General features: G+C 65.7%; 14 protein-coding genes and 3 tRNA genes. 6 read left to right on the top strand and 11 right to left on the bottom strand.

From position 1 onward, the window contains the following. Positions 1-19 precede the first annotated feature (19 nt). On the top strand, positions 20-2,263 hold the full coding sequence (locus ACIPK7_RS01305; RefSeq protein WP_192430407.1) for a FimV/HubP family polar landmark protein: 2,244 nt from the start codon (positions 20-22) through the stop codon (positions 2,261-2,263). A 96-nt stretch (positions 2,264-2,359) separates the two neighbouring features. Here the strand turns inward: ACIPK7_RS01305 and ACIPK7_RS01300 are convergent, their stop codons facing one another. Further along, the gene (locus tag ACIPK7_RS01300) at positions 2,360-4,564 is read right to left on the bottom strand and encodes a patatin-like phospholipase family protein (protein WP_401084623.1); all 2,205 of its coding nucleotides are present in this window, start codon (positions 4,562-4,564) and stop codon (positions 2,360-2,362) included. A gap of 70 nt (positions 4,565-4,634) precedes the next feature. Here ACIPK7_RS01300 and ACIPK7_RS01295 point away from each other — a divergent pair, with 70 nt between their 5' ends. Further along, positions 4,635-4,919 (top strand): SelT/SelW/SelH family protein, encoded by a 285-nt coding sequence (locus ACIPK7_RS01295; RefSeq protein ID WP_401084620.1) that lies wholly within the window; start codon positions 4,635-4,637, stop codon positions 4,917-4,919. A gap of 124 nt (positions 4,920-5,043) precedes the next feature. Continuing rightward, on the top strand, positions 5,044-6,036 hold the full coding sequence (rfaD, locus tag ACIPK7_RS01290) for an ADP-glyceromanno-heptose 6-epimerase (RefSeq protein WP_401084617.1): 993 nt from the start codon (positions 5,044-5,046) through the stop codon (positions 6,034-6,036). A gap of 297 nt (positions 6,037-6,333) precedes the next feature. Here rfaD and ACIPK7_RS01285 read toward each other — a convergent pair whose 3' ends face one another. The 3 genes from ACIPK7_RS01285 to ACIPK7_RS01275 form a co-directional block, all read right to left on the bottom strand. Next, positions 6,334-7,200, bottom strand: coding sequence for a DMT family transporter (locus tag ACIPK7_RS01285; protein ID WP_401084614.1), 867 nt, complete (start codon positions 7,198-7,200; stop codon positions 6,334-6,336). An 87-nt stretch (positions 7,201-7,287) separates the two neighbouring features. Beyond that, positions 7,288-7,629 (bottom strand): tRNA-binding protein, encoded by a 342-nt coding sequence (locus ACIPK7_RS01280; protein WP_401084611.1) that lies wholly within the window; start codon positions 7,627-7,629, stop codon positions 7,288-7,290. Positions 7,630-7,698: 69 nt separating this feature from the next. After that, positions 7,699-8,463, bottom strand: a complete 765-nt coding sequence (locus tag ACIPK7_RS01275) for an AraC family transcriptional regulator (RefSeq protein ID WP_401084609.1) — start codon at positions 8,461-8,463, stop codon at positions 7,699-7,701. A gap of 135 nt (positions 8,464-8,598) precedes the next feature. Here ACIPK7_RS01275 and ACIPK7_RS01270 point away from each other — a divergent pair, with 135 nt between their 5' ends. Together ACIPK7_RS01270 and ACIPK7_RS01265 are read left to right on the top strand one after the other, a co-directional pair. Next, complete coding sequence (locus ACIPK7_RS01270; RefSeq protein WP_401084606.1) at positions 8,599-9,408, top strand: UDP-2,3-diacylglucosamine diphosphatase; 810 nt, start codon at positions 8,599-8,601, stop codon at positions 9,406-9,408. Continuing rightward, positions 9,405-10,436: a glycosyltransferase family 1 protein gene (locus ACIPK7_RS01265; protein WP_192430400.1), complete on the top strand. Its 1,032-nt coding sequence runs from the start codon at positions 9,405-9,407 to the stop codon at positions 10,434-10,436. Before ACIPK7_RS01270 ends, ACIPK7_RS01265 begins: the two co-directional genes overlap by 4 nt. Here the strand turns inward: ACIPK7_RS01265 and ACIPK7_RS01260 are convergent, their stop codons facing one another. Further along, complete coding sequence (locus tag ACIPK7_RS01260) at positions 10,437-10,685, bottom strand: hypothetical protein (RefSeq protein ID WP_192430399.1); 249 nt, start codon at positions 10,683-10,685, stop codon at positions 10,437-10,439. Positions 10,686-10,897: 212 nt separating this feature from the next. Here ACIPK7_RS01260 and ACIPK7_RS01255 point away from each other — a divergent pair, with 212 nt between their 5' ends. Beyond that, positions 10,898-12,022 (top strand): GNAT family N-acetyltransferase, encoded by a 1,125-nt coding sequence (locus ACIPK7_RS01255; RefSeq protein ID WP_401084603.1) that lies wholly within the window; start codon positions 10,898-10,900, stop codon positions 12,020-12,022. Between the two features lie 70 nt (positions 12,023-12,092). Here the strand turns inward: ACIPK7_RS01255 and ACIPK7_RS01250 are convergent, their stop codons facing one another. From ACIPK7_RS01250 to ACIPK7_RS01225, 6 genes are all read right to left on the bottom strand, one after another. After that, a complete protein-coding gene (locus ACIPK7_RS01250; RefSeq protein WP_401084600.1) occupies positions 12,093-12,656 on the bottom strand; it encodes a cytochrome b in 564 nt (187 codons plus the stop codon). A 141-nt stretch (positions 12,657-12,797) separates the two neighbouring features. After that, positions 12,798-14,072, bottom strand: a complete 1,275-nt coding sequence (locus ACIPK7_RS01245; protein ID WP_401084598.1) for a virulence factor family protein — start codon at positions 14,070-14,072, stop codon at positions 12,798-12,800. Between the two features lies 1 nt (position 14,073). Next, positions 14,074-16,707, bottom strand: coding sequence for a bifunctional lysylphosphatidylglycerol flippase/synthetase MprF (gene mprF / locus ACIPK7_RS01240; protein ID WP_401084595.1), 2,634 nt, complete (start codon positions 16,705-16,707; stop codon positions 14,074-14,076). Positions 16,708-16,870: 163 nt separating this feature from the next. After that, a tRNA-Met gene (locus ACIPK7_RS01235) sits at positions 16,871-16,947 on the bottom strand. A 117-nt stretch (positions 16,948-17,064) separates the two neighbouring features. Continuing rightward, positions 17,065-17,141, bottom strand: a tRNA-Met gene (locus ACIPK7_RS01230). 118 nt (positions 17,142-17,259) lie between these two features. Beyond that, a tRNA-Met gene (locus ACIPK7_RS01225) sits at positions 17,260-17,336 on the bottom strand. Positions 17,337-17,438: the final 102 nt, after the last annotated feature.

The following is a 17,438-nucleotide window of genomic DNA, read 5'->3' as shown; positions in this document are numbered from 1 at the left end:
CGGACAATGGGATGGGGTTATGGCTCGAATAAATAGAATTCCGCTGACGCTTGCCGCACTTTCGGTTTTTGTCTCCGCTCACGCGAATGCCCTCGGGCTCGGCGATATCACGCTGCACTCCGGGCTGAACCAGCCGCTGGATGCCGAGATCGCCCTGCTCGAAACCGGCGACATGACCTCCGACGAACTCATCGCCAAACTCGCGAGTCCCGAGGACTACGAGAACGCTGGCGTCGATCGCTTCGTGTTCCTGCAGAACCTGCGTTTCACGCCGGTGATCCGCAATGGTCGTGGTTACATCAAGGTGATGTCCACGCAACCGGTACACGAGCCTTACCTGAATTTCCTGATCGCTGTGGAGCGCCCCAACGGTCGCATGCTGCGCGAGTACACCGTGCTGATCGATCCGCCGGAGTACAGCGCCAACCGCAGCGTGGCCGCCAATGTCGCGGCGCGCGACGTCGCGCCTTCGCGCTCTTCGGGTTACCGTCCTGACGCCTACCGCTCGGAGCCCGTGCACCGCGCGCCGGCACAACCGCCGCTGCCGGCGGGTGATGGCCGCTACACCACGGTGCGCAATGACACGCTGTGGAAGATCAGTTCGCGTCTGACGGGCAGTGGCGCCTCGCGCGCGCAACTGATGGACAGCATCGTCGCGCTGAATCCGCAGGCCTTCGTCAATGGTGACCCGCACCGCCTGAAGGTGGGTCAAACGCTGGTCCTGCCGCAGGGCCAGCAGCACGCCGGCAGCGCCAACACGGCCTCGGCGCCGCAGCCTGCTGCTTCCGCTCCCGCGCCGGCCGCCGATGGCGCACCGCAGGCACCTGCCACTGCTGCGGCCAGCGCTCCGGCTCAGGCCCAGGGCAACGCTGCCGCACCGGTCGCCGATGCGAACGTCGCCAATAAAGTGGAAGCCGACCTGCTCCTGGCCAACGCCCAGCGCGACCAGATGAACCAGCGCATGGACGACCTGCAGAAGCAACTGGTATCCCTCCAGCAGGCCCTGCAGAGCCGCGACCAGCAGGTACAGTCGCTGCAGGCCGAACTGGATCGCCGCCACGGCACGGATACCGTGGGCAATGCCCCGGCAGCCTCCGCACCGACCGGCAACGCCTCGACCAATGCCGTGCCCGCCGCCCCCAATTCCGTGGTGCCGGCGCAACAGGACAATCACGCTCCGAGCGTCGCGCAGCCGGCAACTCCAGCGCAGGATGCGCAGGGCTCCGGTTTCAATTACTGGCCCTGGCTGGGCGCCGGCGCCCTTGGCGCGCTGCTGGTCGGGCTGCTGTTCGCCCGCCGCAAACGCGAGGAAAAACCGGTCGAGATGCCGCCCCTGCGCGCGGCCGCGCCTGAGCCGGTGAAGCCGCTTCCGCAGGTCAAGCCGCTGGCTGCTGCTGTTGTGGCTCCCGTGCCGACGCCGCATCCGGTGGTTGTCGCGACACCGGAGCCCGGCGTCGCCCGTTTGCCCGCCGCCAGCGCGGACAGCCTGGAAGGTGCGGATATCTACATCGCCTACGGCCGCTTCACCCAGGCCCGCGATATGCTGCGCAAGGCCGTCAACGCCGAGCCGAATCGCCGCGAGCTGCGCATGAAGCTGCTGCTGGTATTGGCTGAGCTGGGCGATGTGGCTGGCTTCCATGAGGAAGAGCACGCGCTGGTGGCTGTCGGCGGAGACCAGAAGCAGATTGACCAGCTCAAGTCGCGTTACCCGGCGATGCTGATTCGTCCGGAAGACAGCCTGCAGCCGCCCACCGGCGAGACTCTGACCGATTGGGACGACCTGGAGCTCGGCGAACCCGCGACCACGCCCGTGGAACAACCCAAGGCTGCGCAGGACCAACCGGACTTCGCGATGAACCTGAGCGACCTGTCGCTGGACCTGGATTGGGACAAACTCGACAACCCCTTCGACTCCAACAGGCAAGGCAAGGCTGCCGCACCTAAAGCCGCGCAGGAAGTGCCGTCGGACTTTCGCAGCAATCTGCATGAGCTGCCGGAAATCACCGAGCTGGACCTGGGCGAGCACGGCGAGATGTTCGGTCATGGCGGCAAGGCCATGGGCGTGGAGGAGGAGCTGACCTTCGACCTGCCGGACGATATCGGCCACGAGCACGACGAACTGCTGGCGAGCCTCGATCGCGCCCGCCAGTGCATCGACCAAGGCAACCTGGAAGAGGCCTACGGCATCCTCAAGCAGGTGATCGCTAGCGGCGACTCCAAGGCCAAGGCCGAAGCGAGAGAGCTGCTGGCGCTGATTGCCTGAGCCTCACCGCGTATGAAAAAGCCCGGCCAATGCCGGGCTTTTTCATACCTGCGGGAAATTGTTCCTGGTCCTACACGGAGCCACCGAGCGTATGCTTCAGAAATTACGCCCCAGGTTGATGTACACCGCGTGCTCGCTCGCATCGTTCAGACCGTAGCTGAAGGACAGCGGCCCCAGGGGCGTCTCGAAACCCATGAGAATGCTGCCGGCGTTGACGTAGCCGGTGTCGTAGCTGTTGTCGTTGTTCCATACCCGCCCGCGCTCCAGGCTGCCGCCCAGGTAGAAAGGGAAGTCCAGTGGGAGGAAGGAGCGCTCGGTCATGCGCCGGTAATAGATGACCCGGCCGAGGCTGTAGTTCTGTCCGGCCAGCGCGTCCTGGCGGTAGCCGGAGAGCTGCCGCGCGCCGCCAAGCAGGAAGCTCGACACCACCACGTTGGCGTCATCGATGGTTCGGCCGTAGCCGCCACCCAGCACCCAGGTGTTCGGCCCGCTGCTCAGCGCCTTGTCGAGCTGGAATTCCCATTGCCGGTAGCGGTCGTCATCGCCCAGGGACGGCGTGTGCTCGCGGAAGGAGGTCTGGATGTTCTCGCCCTCGCGGGGGAAGTCCACGTTGTCCATGGTGTCGAAGGAATACTGCAGATGGGCGTAGCCTTCGTTGAAGTGGTAGTCGGGCAGGTCCTGCTCGCCCACGCGCACGTCGGCCTTGCCGAAGGCCTGGGCCACGCCGAGGCGGAATTCGCCGTTGTTGGCGATCTGCCGGCCTAGGTTTAGACCATAGCCGTAGCGCTCCAGCCGGTATTCGGCGATGGGATCGTCGTTGTCGGTGGCCTCGACGTTCTGCGCCTGGTTGAACAGGAAGGGCGCGACGAAGTAGCGCGAGCCCACGTCCAGCGGCTGGTAGAACTCGCTGTAGAGTTCCTGGCGGTCGCCAATCTGCAGGCGCGTCAGCCATTCCGCGCCGAGGCGGTTGATGCCGTTCATGCGGTAGCTTCCGCCGACGTTGAAAGTGCTGTCGCCGCGCAGGTCGTCGGAGAGGTTCAGCCCCAGGCGCAGGTAGTCGGTGCCGCCGCGCTTTCCGTACGCGTGGATCACCAGCACATTGTCGGACTTGCCGTCCGCGCCCGGCTTGTTGTGCACCACGCGGTACTGCACCTGGTCGAAGTAGTCCAGGCCGTAGAGGGTGCTCATGTCACGCTGCAGGCGCTCCAGGTCCAGGTGCTCGCCCAGCGGCTGGCGGATGTAATGGAGGATGACGTCGTCGCTGACCTTGGAATTGTTCTCCACCTTGATCCGGTCGATCACCGGTTGCCGTTCGCCCGGCGCGCGCGCTTCGGTGAGCGCGACCGCCTCGGCATCGGCGGGCTTGCGCAGCGTCGCCAGGCGCGGGGCGAGGATGCTGGTCGCGCGGTAGCCGGCGTCGATCAGCTGCGGCACGCGGCCGAAGTCGGTGGAGCTGTAGCCGCTCAGCGGCGGCTGCACCAGGATGTCGCTGGACTTCAGGGTGGCCAGCTGCGCCTCGGAGTTCTTGCGGGTCATCAGGGTGACGGATTGGTTGAGCATGTCCACCACTGTGGTCAGCTGCTTGCGGTCCAGCAGCGGGTTGCCGATGTCGACCACGATGACCACGTCGACACCCATCTGCCGCGCCACGTCCACCGGGATGTTGTCGACCATGCCGCCGTCCACCAGCAGCTTGCCGTTGACGTCCACCGGCGCGAACACCGCCGGGATCGACATGCTGGCGCGGATCGCCTGGGGCAGGTGGCCCTTGCTGAACACCACCTTCTCGCCGGTGGAGATGTCAGTGGCCACCGCGCGGAAGGGGATCGCCAACTGGTCGAAGTTGCGCGTATCGCTGGTGTGGACCAGCAGGCTTTCCAGCAGCATCGACAGGTTCTGCCCCTGGATCGCGCCCAGCGGCAGGCCGAGGGTGCCGTCGTCGCGGAAACTGAGCTTCTGCTTTACCAGAAAGTCGCGGTCGTCCTGTTTGCGGCGGAAAGGTACGTCGACCCGCGGTGGCGAGTCGGACAGCGCCTGTTTCCAGTCCAGTCCCAGGGCCAGCTGTTCCAGCTCCTTGGGCGTATAGCCCGCCGCGTACAGGCCGCCGATCACCGCGCCCATGCTGGTGCCGGCGATAGCGTCGACATGGATGCCCTGTTCGTCCAGCGCCTTGAGCACGCCGATGTGCGCCAGGCCGCGCGCCGCGCCGCCGGAGAGGACCAGGCCGATCTTCGGTGGGGTGTTCGCCGCCAGGGCGCCAAGGGGAAGGATCAGGAGGAGGGCGAACAGCAGTCGGCGCATGAAGAGATGAGTCCGGTAGGGCGTTTCAGAGCGGTATTATAGGTTCGCGTCCTACAGCAGAGTCTGATTCATGTCCGAAGCCAAAGCCGAAATCGTCATCACCTATTGCACCCAGTGCCAGTGGCTGCTACGCGCCGCCTGGCTCGCGCAGGAGCTGCTGAGCACTTTTGGCGACGACCTGGGCAAGGTCAGCCTGGTACCGGGTACCGGTGGGATCTTCCAGATCACCTGCGACGGCGAGCAGATCTGGGAGCGCAAGGTCGACGGCGGTTTCCCCGAGGCGAAGGTGCTCAAGCAGCGGGTGCGCGACCGCATCGATCCGCAGCGCGACCTGGGCCACAACGACCGCTCCTGAATCCGGGCTGTACCGCCCGGCAGATTAATTCGATAGCTGGCTAACTTCTTTGCTTCACATCAAAAGGAGACTTGCGTCTCGCTTTTAGGCTGGTGGCATCCATTCTCCGCAAAGGATGCCCGCCATGAGCATCATCGTCACAGGCGCTGCCGGGTTCATCGGCAGCAACCTCGTCAAGGCGCTGAACCAGCGCGGCGAGACCGACATCATCGCAGTCGACGACCTGACCGAAGGCGACAAGTTCGCCAACCTCGCCGACTGCGACATCGGCGATTACCTCGACAAGCGCGATTTCATCGAGCGCTACGCCCGCGGCGACTTCGGCGTGGTGCGCGCACTGCTGCACCAGGGTGCCTGCTCCAGCACCATGGAACGCGACGGGCGCTACATGATGGACAACAACTACCGCTACAGCTGCGAGTTGCTGGACGCCAGCCTGTCGCTGGGCGTGCCGTTCCTCTATGCCTCGTCGGCAGCGGTATACGGCGGTGGCCATGAGTTCCGCGAGATGCGCTCCTGCGAGAAGCCGCTGAACGTCTACGGCTATTCGAAGTTTCTCTTCGACCAGCGCGTGCGCAAGGTGCTGCCCACTGCTCGCACCCAGGTTGCCGGTTTCCGCTACTTCAACGTCTATGGCCCGCGCGAGCAGCACAAGGGCCGCATGGCCTCGGTGGCCTTCCATTGCTTCAACCAGTTCCGCGAGACCGGAAAGGTCAAGCTGTTCGGCGAGTATGGCGACTATCCGGCCGGCGGCCACCTGCGCGATTTCGTCTCGGTTGAGGATGTGGCGAAGGTCAACTTGCACTTCCTCGAGAACCCCGAGCGCAGCGGCATCTTCAACCTCGGCAGCGGCCGCGCCCAGTCGTTCAACGACGTGGCCCTGGCGGTGATCAACACCTTGCGTGAGCAGCAGGACCTGCAGCCGCTGACGCTGGAAGCGGCGATCCGCGCCGGATTGCTGGAATACACCGAGTTCCCGGATGAGCTGCGTGGCAAGTACCAGTGCTACACCTGCGCCGATATCGCCTTCCTCCGCGAGGCGGGCTACCGGGCGCCGATGATGGGTGTGGAGGAGGGCGTGCAGCGCTATTGCCACTGGCTTTTGCAGCCGCACTGACACCGCGTGTAACGGGTTTTTTACCCAGTCTTTACCCCGTGCTGACACTGCGCAGGGGAAGCGCGCGCGAGAATATCCACAGGCACCCACCGAACAGGCCGCCACGCAGGCTGTCGTGCGATGAATCCTTGGCATTCCCTCCCCGGGGCAAGGTTCGAGTTTCGCGCGCTGCGGGGCGGCCTTCTTTTTTGCCTCACGCACCGATTCCGCCCTTGTAGGAGCGAGCTTGCTCGCGAACCGCTTGGCAGCGGAGCAGGATGCGTTCGCGAGCAAGCTCGCTCCTACAGAAAGCCCTGCTCAGTGCGAGCCGCGGGCGCTGAGGAAGGTCGCGAAGATGATCAACACGCCGCCCGCCAGCATGCGCAGGCTCGGCTCTTCGCCGAACAGTACGGTGGCGAAGGCGATACCGTAGACCGGCTCCAGGGCGAAGATCACCGCCGCCGTGCGCGCCTTGATCAGCCGTAAGCTCGCGACGAACAGGCTGTGGGCGACGCCGGTGCAGAGCACGCCGAGTGCGATCAGCCAGAGCCAGTCCATCCCGCGTACCGAAGGCAGGTCGAACAGCACCAACGGCAGCAGGCAGGCGATGATCGTCAGGTTCTGGCACAGCGCCGCCTGGATCGGGTCGATGCCGCGCACGCTCACTCGGTTGGCCAGCGACAGCAGGGCGAACAGCAGACCGGAGAGCGTGCCCCAGAGCAGGCCGGCGGTGGCGCCGTCGCGCAGGTCGAGGGTCGGCGTGACCATCACCAGACCAATGCACACCAGCGCCACCACCAGGTACTCGCCCTTGCGGATCCGTTCGCGGAACAGCAGGCCTTCCAGCAACACGGTGAAGGCCGGGAAGCTGGCGAAGCCGAGGGTAGCCACGGCGACGTTGCCCACCTTCACCGCGAGGAAGAAGGTCAGCCAGTGCGTGCACAGCAGCACGCCGCCGCCCACCAGCATGGCCGCCTGTTTCAGCGTGGGGCGCTTCTGCTGACGCAAGTGCCCGGCGAACACTGCTGCCAGTGAAAGTGAACCGAACAGCGCGCGGCCGAAGACGATGACCAGGGGGCCGGCGAGGATGAGTTTGCCGAAGATGCCGGACAGCCCGAACATCAGGGCGCCGATGTGCAGGCCGATCAGGGCGCCGCGGGGAGTGAGTTCAGTAACGCGCTTCATGCCTGAGCTCCCGCCGACAGTCGTGGCGGGGCCTTGTCTGGAAAGAGGAAGGCGCGCCGGGCCAGCCGGCACGCGGTAAGACGAGGGTCAGGCCAGTCGCGCGCCATTGGGCAGCGGCTTGTCGAAACCGGCCAGCACCACTTTCTCGTCGCTGTCGTAGGCGCCGGTGACCAGCACTTCCGAGCGCACGCCAGCGATGGATTTGGGCTCGAAGTTGCACACGCAGAGCACCTGGCGGCCGATCAACTCGTCGGCTTCGTAATGCGCGGTGATCTGCGCGCTGGAGGTCTTGATTCCCAGCGGGCCGAGGTCGACCTGGAGGATGTATGCAGGCTTGCGCGCCTTCACATTGGGTTCGACCTGGACGATGGTGCCCACGCGCAGTTCGACGCGCTCGAAATCCTGCCACTCGATGGTGTCTGCCGACATCGCGACTCCTGCTGGTCTGCTTGATTGCCGGCAGTCTAGGTTGTTGGCGCGCGGCTGTCTGTCGCGCGGCTAGCGGGAATTGTCGCGCGACTGCTGACGCAGTTGGCGCGGGGTGGTGCCGAACTGGCGGACCAGGGCGGCAGTGAAGGCGCTCTGCGAGGTGTAGCCGACCTGTGCGGCGATCTCGCCAACCGACTGGTGCGAGCCGCGCAGCAGGTCGCGACCCAGTTGCAGGCGGCGCTGGCGCACGTAGTCCATCGGCGTCTGCCCGGTTTCGGCGAGGAAGCGCGCGTGGAAGCGCGCGGCGGACAGCCCGGCGAGGCGCGCCAGGTCGGCCACCTGCAGCGGGTGCGCGGCATGGCGGTCGATGTAGCTGTCGAGGCTGGCCAGCGGCAGTTGCGCCGGTTCGTCGAGGCGCTGCTGGCCGGCGGCGAGGCTGGCAAGCAGCAGGATGGCGCCCTGGCGCGCCAGCACCGGGTCATGCAGCGAGCTGCCGGCGAGCCAGTGCACCAGCTGCGCCTGGTCGTTGCTGAGCAGGCGCTGGCCGGGGGTTTCCAGCAGGCGGCGGCCGGCATCGCTGTGCAGGCCGAGGCCGCCGAGCAGATCTTCCTCGTCCTCCAGGTCCACCACCAGGCAGCGGCTGCCATCGGGGCTGGCGCAGGCGTGGTGCTCGTCACGCGGGACCACCGCGAAGGTCTGCCGGGTTACCAGGCTGCCGCGACCGCCCACTTCGAAATCCAGGCTGCCGGACAAGCCCAGCACCAGCTGCGCATGGCTGTGGCTGTGGGCGAGGTGGTCATGGCTGTAGTGGCGCAGGGAGAGTATCTGGCTCATGCAGGCTGCTTTCGGCTGGCGGGCAGGCTGACAGTCTAGCGCGCCGTGGGCTGTAACGGGACTGTCGCGAGTCGGTCACCTTCGCTTCACCGCGCCGGTCGACACTCGGAGAAACCCCACTGGAGGTCGCCGACGATGAGCAGCGCGCAACGCATGACGCCGACGAAGAAACAACGGGTACGCACCCTGTGGATATCCGATGTCCACCTGGGCACCCGCGATTGCCAGGCCGAGCACCTGGCCGGCTTCCTCAAGCGCTACCACGCCGACCGCATCTACCTGGTGGGCGACATCATCGACGGCTGGAAGCTGCGTGGCGGCATCTACTGGCCGCAGGCGCACACCAACGTGATCCGCCGCCTGCTGACCATGAGCAAGCGCGGTACCGAGGTGATCTACGTCACCGGCAACCACGACGAGTTCCTGCGCCGGTATTCCTCGCTGCTGCTGGGCAACATCCGTCTTGTCGACGAGATCGTCCACACCACCGCTGACGGCCGCCAGCTGTTGGTGATCCACGGCGACCAGTTCGACGTGATCACCCGCTACCACAAGTGGCTGGCCTTCCTCGGCGACTCCGCCTACGAATTCACCCTGACCCTCAACCGCTGGCTCAACCACTGGCGCAGACGCTATGGCTACGGCTACTGGTCGCTGTCGGCGTACCTCAAGCACAAGGTTAAGACAGCGGTGAACTTCATCAGCGACTTCGAGGAAGCCATCGCCCATGAGGTTCACAAGCGTGGTCTCAACGGCGTGGTCTGCGGGCACATCCACCACGCGGAAATCCGCCAGATTGGCGAGGTGGAATACCTCAACTGTGGCGACTGGGTGGAATCCTGCTCGGCGCTGATCGAGCACTGGGACGGCAGCATCCAGCTCTATCGACTGGCCGAGGAGCAGGCTCGCGCCGAGGAGCCGGTGGTGGTCGAGTCGGCGGCATGAGGCTGCTGATCGTCACCGATGCCTGGCTACCGCAGGTCAATGGCGTGGTCACCAGCCTGAAGGCACTGGTGGCCGAGCTGGAAGGGCTGGGCCATGTGGTCGGCCTGCTCACACCCCAGGACTTCCGCCACCGCCCGTGCCCGAGTTACCCGGAGATTCCGCTGGCGTGGGACCTGTGGAAGGTGGGCGAGAAGATCACTCGCTTCGCTCCCGACTGCGTTCACCTCGCCACCGAAGGCCCGCTGGGCTGGGCCGCTCGGCGCTGGCTGGTGCGCCGTGGCCTGAAATTCAGCAGCGCCATCCACACGCGCTTTCCCGAATACGTGAACACCCGCTGGCCCTGGTTGCCGCTGGGCTGGGGCTATGCCTTCCTGCGCCGCTTCCACGCGCCGAGCCAGGCCGTGCTGGTGAGCAGCGAACGAATGCGCGGCACTTTCGTCGATCACGCCTTCGACAACCTCGCGCTCTGGCGCAAGGGTGTGGATATCCAGCGCTTCCAGCCGGGTGAGGGCGCATCGCCGGAGGAGCCGGTGTTCCTCTATGTCGGCCGGTTGGCGCGGGAAAAGAATCTCGAAGCCTTCCTCGCTCTCGACCTGCCGGGGCGCAAGCGAGTGGTGGGCGACGGCCCGCAGCGTGCTGAGCTGCAAGCAACTTATCCACAGGTGGAGTTCCTCGGTTATCGCCATGGCGACGACCTCGCCGAGGCTTACCGCACCGCCAGCGTGTTGGCCTTTCCGTCGCTGACCGACACCCTCGGTCTGGTGATGTATGAAGCGCTGGCGTGCGGCACGCCAGTGGCGGCGTTTCCGGTGACGGGACCGCTGGATGTGCTGGAACAGGGCGTAACCGGGGTGATGGACGCCAACTTGCGCAGTGCCTGCCTGCGGGCGCTGGAGCTGGATCGCCAGGCCTGCGTGGAATGGGCGCGCAGGCAGACCTGGCGGGCATCGGCGCAGGAATTCCTGGCGCTTCAGGTACGCCTGACGGAACTGCCCGTCAGTGAAGAACCGGGCTACGCGAACAACTGATCAGAACAGCTGGCGATCGTGGTCCAGGCTCTGGTCCACCAGCCATTTGCCGTGGGCGATGGACGCGTGCTGGGCCTTCTGAAGGTCCGACATGAAGGCGAATTCAACCGGCAGTGTCTTGCGTTTGGTGGTCTGCCCGTCCGGGGCGGTGATGTGGCAGCCGGCGGCCCAGGGAGTGGGGATGCCGGGGTGTTCGACGACATCGGCAGTGATGGTGTACTTGCGGTACTCGCATTGCATCAGGCTCATGGGGCGTCCTCCTGGCGGTTCGCCAGCGGCCCGAAGCGGGCGGCAGGCGGCGGAACGGTGCCGGCGTCGCGCGCCGGCAAGCCTTGCTAACCCCAACATAGTCCACCCGACAGGCCTTTCCGTCGGATACCGACGAACGTGAATGTCACCTTCGCTGGAGATTTCCTGCCCGAATCTTCCCTTCGCCTGCGCCCCGCGCCAGACTGTCGGCCATGCCTATCCAGACCCTTTCCCGCCTCTGTGAAGTCGACGCCCGCCAGTGGGATGCCCTGCTGCCGGACGACCAGCCGTTCCTGCGCCATGCCTTCCTCTCCGCCCTGGAGGACAGCGGCAGTGTCGGTGGTCGGACCGGCTGGAAGCCGTCCCATCGTGTGCTGCTGGGCGACGACGGCCGCCTGCTGGCCGCCGTGCCGGCCTATCTGAAGAGTCATTCCTACGGCGAGTACGTATTCGACTGGGGCTGGGCGGATGCCTGCTTGCGAGCTGGCATTGCGTACTACCCCAAGCTTCTGGTGGGCATTCCCTTCACCCCTGTCGGTGGTGCTCGTCTGCTAGGAGCCCCGGAAGCAGCGCTGAGTCTGGTCGGCGCCTTGGCGGGAGAGGTGGACGAGGGGCATTGTTCCGGCGTGCACGTGAACTTCACCGACCCCACCGCCGATGCGCTGCTGCGCGATGCCGATGGGTGGCTGGAGCGTCTTGGCTGCCAGTATCACTGGAGCAACCGCAGCTATCGCGATTTCCAGGACTTCCTCGACGCGCTCAGCTCGCGCAAGCGCAAGCAATTGCGCAAGGAGCGGGAGCAGGTCGCCGGGCTCGGGCTGGATTTCATCTGGATGGAAGGGCGCGAGCTATCCGAGGCGCATTGGGACTTCGTCTACGCCTGCTACAGCAGCACCTATGAGGTGCGCGGGCAGGCGCCTTACCTGAGCCGCCCGTTCTTCAGCCTGATCGGCGAGCGCATGCCCGAGGCGATCCGCGTGGTCTTCGCCCACCAGAATGGCCGGCCCGTGGCCATGGCCTTCAGCCTGCTGGGTGGTGACACGCTGTATGGCCGTTATTGGGGCTGTCTTGCGGAGTTCGACCGTCTGCATTTCGAGACCTGCTTCTACCAGGGGCTGGACTTCGCCATCAGCCATGGCCTCAAGCGCTTCGATGCTGGGGCGCAGGGCGAGCACAAGCTGATCCGTGGCTTCGAGCCGGTGATCACGCGCTCCTGGCATCGCCTGGGGCATCCGGGGCTGCGCGAAGCGGTGGCGGAATTCCTGGTGGGGGAGAGGGCGGGCATTCTGGCCTACGCCGAAGAGGCCCGCGCGGCGCTGCCCTACCGCCAGGAGTAGGGCATTTCCCTGTAGGAGCGGGCCATGCCCGCGATCGCGCGCAGGGCGCGCTCCTACAGGCGCTGAAGGTTTACTCCGGCTTCGCTTCGCCCTTGCCCGGCAGCATCCGCACCAGGGTGTTGTCGCGGCTGATGTAGTGGTGGAACAGCGCGGCCAGCGCGTGGATGCCGATCAGCCAGTAGCCGAGCACGGCGATGGTCTCGTGCCAGTACTTCACCTGCTTGGCCAGGTCCGGGTTCTTGTCCACCAGGTGCGGCAGCTCCATGCCCCAGAACGGCACCGGCTTGTCGGCGGCGCTGAGAATGATCCAGCCGGCCAGCGGCAGGCCGATCATCAGGCCGTAGAGTGCAAGGTGCGCAAGCTTGGCCAGCGCCATCTGCCAGACTGGTGGCGCCGGGACGATCGGCGGGGTGGGGTAGATGAAGCGGCCGATGATACGCAGCCAGACCAGTACGAAAACACTCAGGCCGAGCATGAAGTGCCATTGGGAGAACAGCGCGCGGGTATCGCTGCCTTTAGGGAAGTTGGTGCGGTACTCCATGCAGAAGTACGTGGCGGCGATCAGCAGTAGCATGATCCAGTGCAGGGCAATGGACAGGCTGCCATAGCGGGACGGGGTCTTGGACAGGCTCATGACGGTTCCTTGTTTGGCTCGGAGTCGTGACGCCCCGTTCTGGCGACGGGGCTGTCAGTCTCAGCATAGAGCCTTAACCCTGCCTGAAACACCGTGAAGGCAAAGTGAAAGGGCCGCGATGTGCGGCCCTTTTGACGTCGGTCAGCCTTCGTCGTCGGCTGACTGGCGGGAGCGGATGGCGTTCACCAGGCGCTTGGCCAGCGCAGGATAGTCTTCATCGAAGTGGTGGCCACCGGGCAGCTGCAGGTTCTCGCCCACCGCCTGGGGCTGGGTGCAGCCGCTCTCGTCCTTCTCCTCGATGCCGTACACGCAGAGCACCTTCGGCCCGGGCAGGCGAGCCATCTCCGGGCCGGTGGAGGCTTCCTGGCCGGCTTTGCCGAGCCAGCCCTGCACTTCGATCTCGAAGCTGCCGCTGCGGGCGAAGGCCAGCAGGATCACCGAGCTGACGTCCTTCTTCGCATCCGCCGGCAGGCGGTTGTAGATCGCCGGCAGCACGTCGGCGCCGAAGGAGTAGCCGGCCAGCACGAAGTGCTTGGCACCCCACTTCTCGCGGTAGTGCTGCATCAGCAGGGCGAGGTCGGCGGCGCTCTGCTCCGGGGTCTTGTGCTCCCAGAAGTAGCGCAGGGCATCGACGCCAACCACCGGATAGCCCAGCTCGGCCATCTGGGCGGCGACGTCACGGTCCAGGTCGCGCCAGCCCCCATCGCCCGAATAGAACAGAGTGACGGTTTCCGAGGGCTTGGCGGCCGGGACTTCCACCACCGGCACGTTGTCACCGCCGCCTTGCAGCTGCTGGCGCAGTTGGTCGGCGAGGACCTTGGGCAGCGGGGTGTCGTAGTCGGTGATCACCGTCTCGGCGTTCTTCAGGCCGCGGGCGAAGCGCGCGCTGGCGTCGTCCGGGTTGTCGTTCCAGGCGGCCAGCCAGTGGCCGTGGGCGGCCGTCGTCGGCAGCGGGGTGGCGGCGCAGTCGGGCTTCTCCAGGGAGAAACCGACCGACAGGGCCTTGGCCTTGTCGTCGGTCTGCCCGGCGAGCCAGCGGAAGGCCCAGGCGCTGCCCGGACCGATGCCGGCGACCAGGGTCGGCTGGCCGTCGAGCAGCTCGCCGGCAGCCTTGATGCGGACCTGCTGGGTGGCGCAGTCCTTTTCCGGGAAGACGAACTGCACCACGCGGGCGCCGCTGTCGTGGGTCAGGGCCAGCAATTGGCCGTCGTCGAGTTTCTGGTCGGCCTGCACGGCCAGCAGTACACGGGCGTTCGGTTGCTTGCCGGGGATGGCCAGGGCGACGGCACTGCCGTCGGCGAGCTGGCGGTGTTCGAGGGAAGCCTGGGAAGCCGGTCGGCTCCACAGCAGCAGACCCACGGCAATGATGACCAGCAGGAGGAGGGCGAGCAGGTGTCGCCAGCGTCGTTTCAACATATCAGCGTTTTACCAATCCACTCAGGCCGCCTGCGATGAGGGCGGCCGTATCGGCCAGGGCCACCAGCGGATCCAATCCGGCGGGCACGGCCAGGTAACGGGGTTCCCAGTCGGGCTGGAACTTGTCCTTGAAGCGCCGTAGCCCCTGGAAATTGTAGAACTGCTCACCCCGGCGGAAAACCAGCGCGCCGAGACGTTGGGTCAGCGGGGCGCCACGGCGCGGCTGCAAGCCGGCCAGGGGCACCATGCCGAGGCTGAAGCGGGTGTGCCCGCTCTCCTTGTAATGCAGGATCAGGCCGAGCATGAGGAATTCCATGGTCAGCTTGGGGGCGTCGGGGGCCACGCGCATCAGGTCGATGCTCGCCAGCTCCTTACCGGAGGTTTCCAGCAGGTTGGCGAAGGCCACGGCGCGGCCCTGGAAACGGACCACGACGACGCGGAAATAGCGCAGGTACTCAGGGGTGAAGCGGCCGAGGGAGAAGCCCTTCTCGCGGACGTTCTTGCCGCCCAGCCAGGCATCGGAGATGGCGCGCAGCTCGTCCATCGGCGCCTGCCCGGCATCATGGAACTCCAGGCTCAGGCCATCGCGCTGGCCGCGGTTCCAGGTGTAGCGCAGGTCTTTCATCTCCTTGCCCTTGCTCTCCAGGTCGAAGCGGCGCAGGTCGACCCGCGCCTCCTCGCCGAGCTTGAGCGCGGTCAGGCCGATGTCCATGTACAGCGGCAGGTTCTCCGCGCGCACCTGGTAGAACACCGGGCGCGCGTGGTGCAGGTCGCAGAGGTCGCGGAACTGCCAGATCAGTTCGGCACGGGCCTGGGCCGGGCCGACCGGATCGAACAGCGCCACCAGGCTGCGGCCGCGGCGGGCGTACATCAGGAAGGCATCGTTGCCCTCGTGGAACAGCAGGGCCTTGTCGCCGGACAGGGCCAGGCCGCCGTCGGGCTGCGCGGAATTGGCCAGGATGCCGGCGGCGGTGTCCAGGTCCTGGCGGGTCGGTGCGTGGATGGCCGGTGGCGCGGTGCGCAGCAGCCAGTACAGCGCCAGCGCAGCCAGCAGCAGGCAACTGCCCAGAGCGGCGCGCAGGCCTCGCGGGGCATCCGCATCCAGGGCGAACTGCCACCAGAGTTCGTGGCTGTAGGGCACGTCCTGGTAGGCGAACAGCAGCAGCCAGATCGACGCGGCGATCACGCAGGCCGCGGCGCCCAGATACAGCGGCGAGAAGGGCAGGTCCATCAGGCGGCTGCGGCGGTAGAAGGCGCTGCGGAAGATCACCAGCAGGGCGGCGGTGAAGCTGAGGATCAGCGCTTCTTCCCAGTCGAAGCCCTTGAGCAGCGACAGCGCGGCGCCGGCGATCAGCAGGCCGATGGTCAGTGCCCAGGCGGCGGAGAGGCGGCGGCGCAGGCCGTAGGCGAGCAGAAGGCAGAGCACGCCGATCAGGCTGGCGGCCAGGTGCGAGGCATCGATCAGGCGGTGCGGCACGAGGAAGCCGACTTCGTCCAGGCGGGTGTCGATGGATGGCGTGGCGCCGGAGAACAGCAGCACGATGCCGGAGATGAACACCAGCAGGGAGAGGATCTGCGCGGCAAAGCCGGAGGTGATGCGCACGGCCTGCTTGGCCACCAGGACGCGGCGGGCTTCGAGGAACAGCAGCAACAGACAGGCGACAATCAGCGGCAGGACCACATAGATCAAGCGGTACAGCAGCAGGGCTGCGGCCAGCGGCGCGGCGCCCAGCTGGTTGGCGAAGGCCGCCAGCAGCACCGCTTCGAACACGCCGACACCACCCGGCACATGGCTGAGCACGCCGGCGGCCAGGGCGATCAGGTAGACCAGCAGGAAGGCACCAAAGGGCGGCGCCTCCGGCAGCAGCAGATAGAGCACGGTGGCGGCGGCAGCCACGTCCAGCGCGGTGATCAGCAGTTGCAGCAGCGACAGGCGCAGGCCCGGCAGGCGCAGGGTGCGGCGCCCGAAGCGGACCAGATGGCTATCGGGCGAGGGTTGCTCCGGCAGGCGACGACGTTCGATGCCGACGACCAGCAGCAGGCAGAAAGCGATGACGCCCAGCGCCAGCACCGCCACCAGCCACTCCGGCACGTGCAGGGCCAGGGACGCGTCGGAAAGGTCGCTCAGTGCGGCGAGCGCCGCCAGCACCGGCAGAGCGCAGCCCAGTGACAAGCTTGCGAACAGCGTCATCAGCGCTACGTCGCCGGCGCCGAGCCCCTGGCGGGCATAGAGGCGATAGCGCACCGAGCCGCCGGAGAGCATCGATAGACCCACGGCATTGCCGATGGCGAACGCCGAGAAGCCACCGGTCAGCAGCGCCGGGACGGGCAGCTTCACGCCGGCGAAGCGGCTGGCTGACCATTCATAGCCGAGCAGGAAGATGAAGCCGACCGCGGTGGCGGCGAAGGCACCGAGCAGCGAGGTGGTAGGTACGTCGAGCAGGGCGTCGTGCAGGGAATAGGCGTCGATGTCGCGCAGTAGGTGATAGCAGGCGATCAGCGCGAGGCTGAACAACACCAGGGTCACGCCCAGGCCGAGTGCCTGGCGGTTGGCGTTCACCCAATTGAGCCAGGTCGCTCGGCTGGGAGCGTCTTCGGCGGCAGGGGTATCGGGTGTGGTGGGGTTGGCGCTCATCGGGCACCTCAAACGATTTAGCGCGACAGAGTAGGGGCACTGACGCGAATTCCCAAGTCCCCGGAAGAGTATTTTCCTGATCCGCGAGACGCCACCCGTGGGCGAAGATATTTCGGGCACAACGAAAAAAGCCACTCCTAAGAGTGGCTTTCTTCTTGGTGTCTGGTTGCGGGAGCAGGATTTGAACCTACGACCTTCGGGTTATGAGCCCGACGAGCTACCAGACTGCTCCATCCCGCGGCGGCAATTGTACGGATATGAAGACTTGTGTCAATCGATATTTCGTTTTCGATCAATAATTTAAACGCGCGCAAACGAAAAAGGGCCACTCCGAAGAGTGACCCTTTTTCTTGTGTCTGGTTGCGGGAGCAGGATTTGAACCTACGACCTTCGGGTTATGAGCCCGACGAGCTACCAGACTGCTCCATCCCGCGTCGGCCATTCTACGGATATGAAAGGTCTTGTCAATCGATATTTAGCTTTCGATCAATAATTTAAATCGAGCGCAAACGAAAAAGGGCCACTCCGAAGAGTGACCCTTTCTCTTGTATCTGGTTGCGGGAGCAGGATTTGAACCTACGACCTTCGGGTTATGAGCCCGACGAGCTACCAGACTGCTCCATCCCGCGCCGGCCATTCTACGCCGATGGACTGGTGTGTCAATGAAAATCGGGAAAAAGTGATTTTCTTTCAAATATTTAGCCCCGGCGGATAGTGGCAGGGCAGTGGTC

Source organism: Pseudomonas sp. NPDC086581 (assembly GCF_044746165.1).
GTDB lineage: Bacteria > Pseudomonadota > Gammaproteobacteria > Pseudomonadales > Pseudomonadaceae > Pseudomonas.
This window is presented reverse-complemented; position numbering and strand designations above follow the sequence as displayed.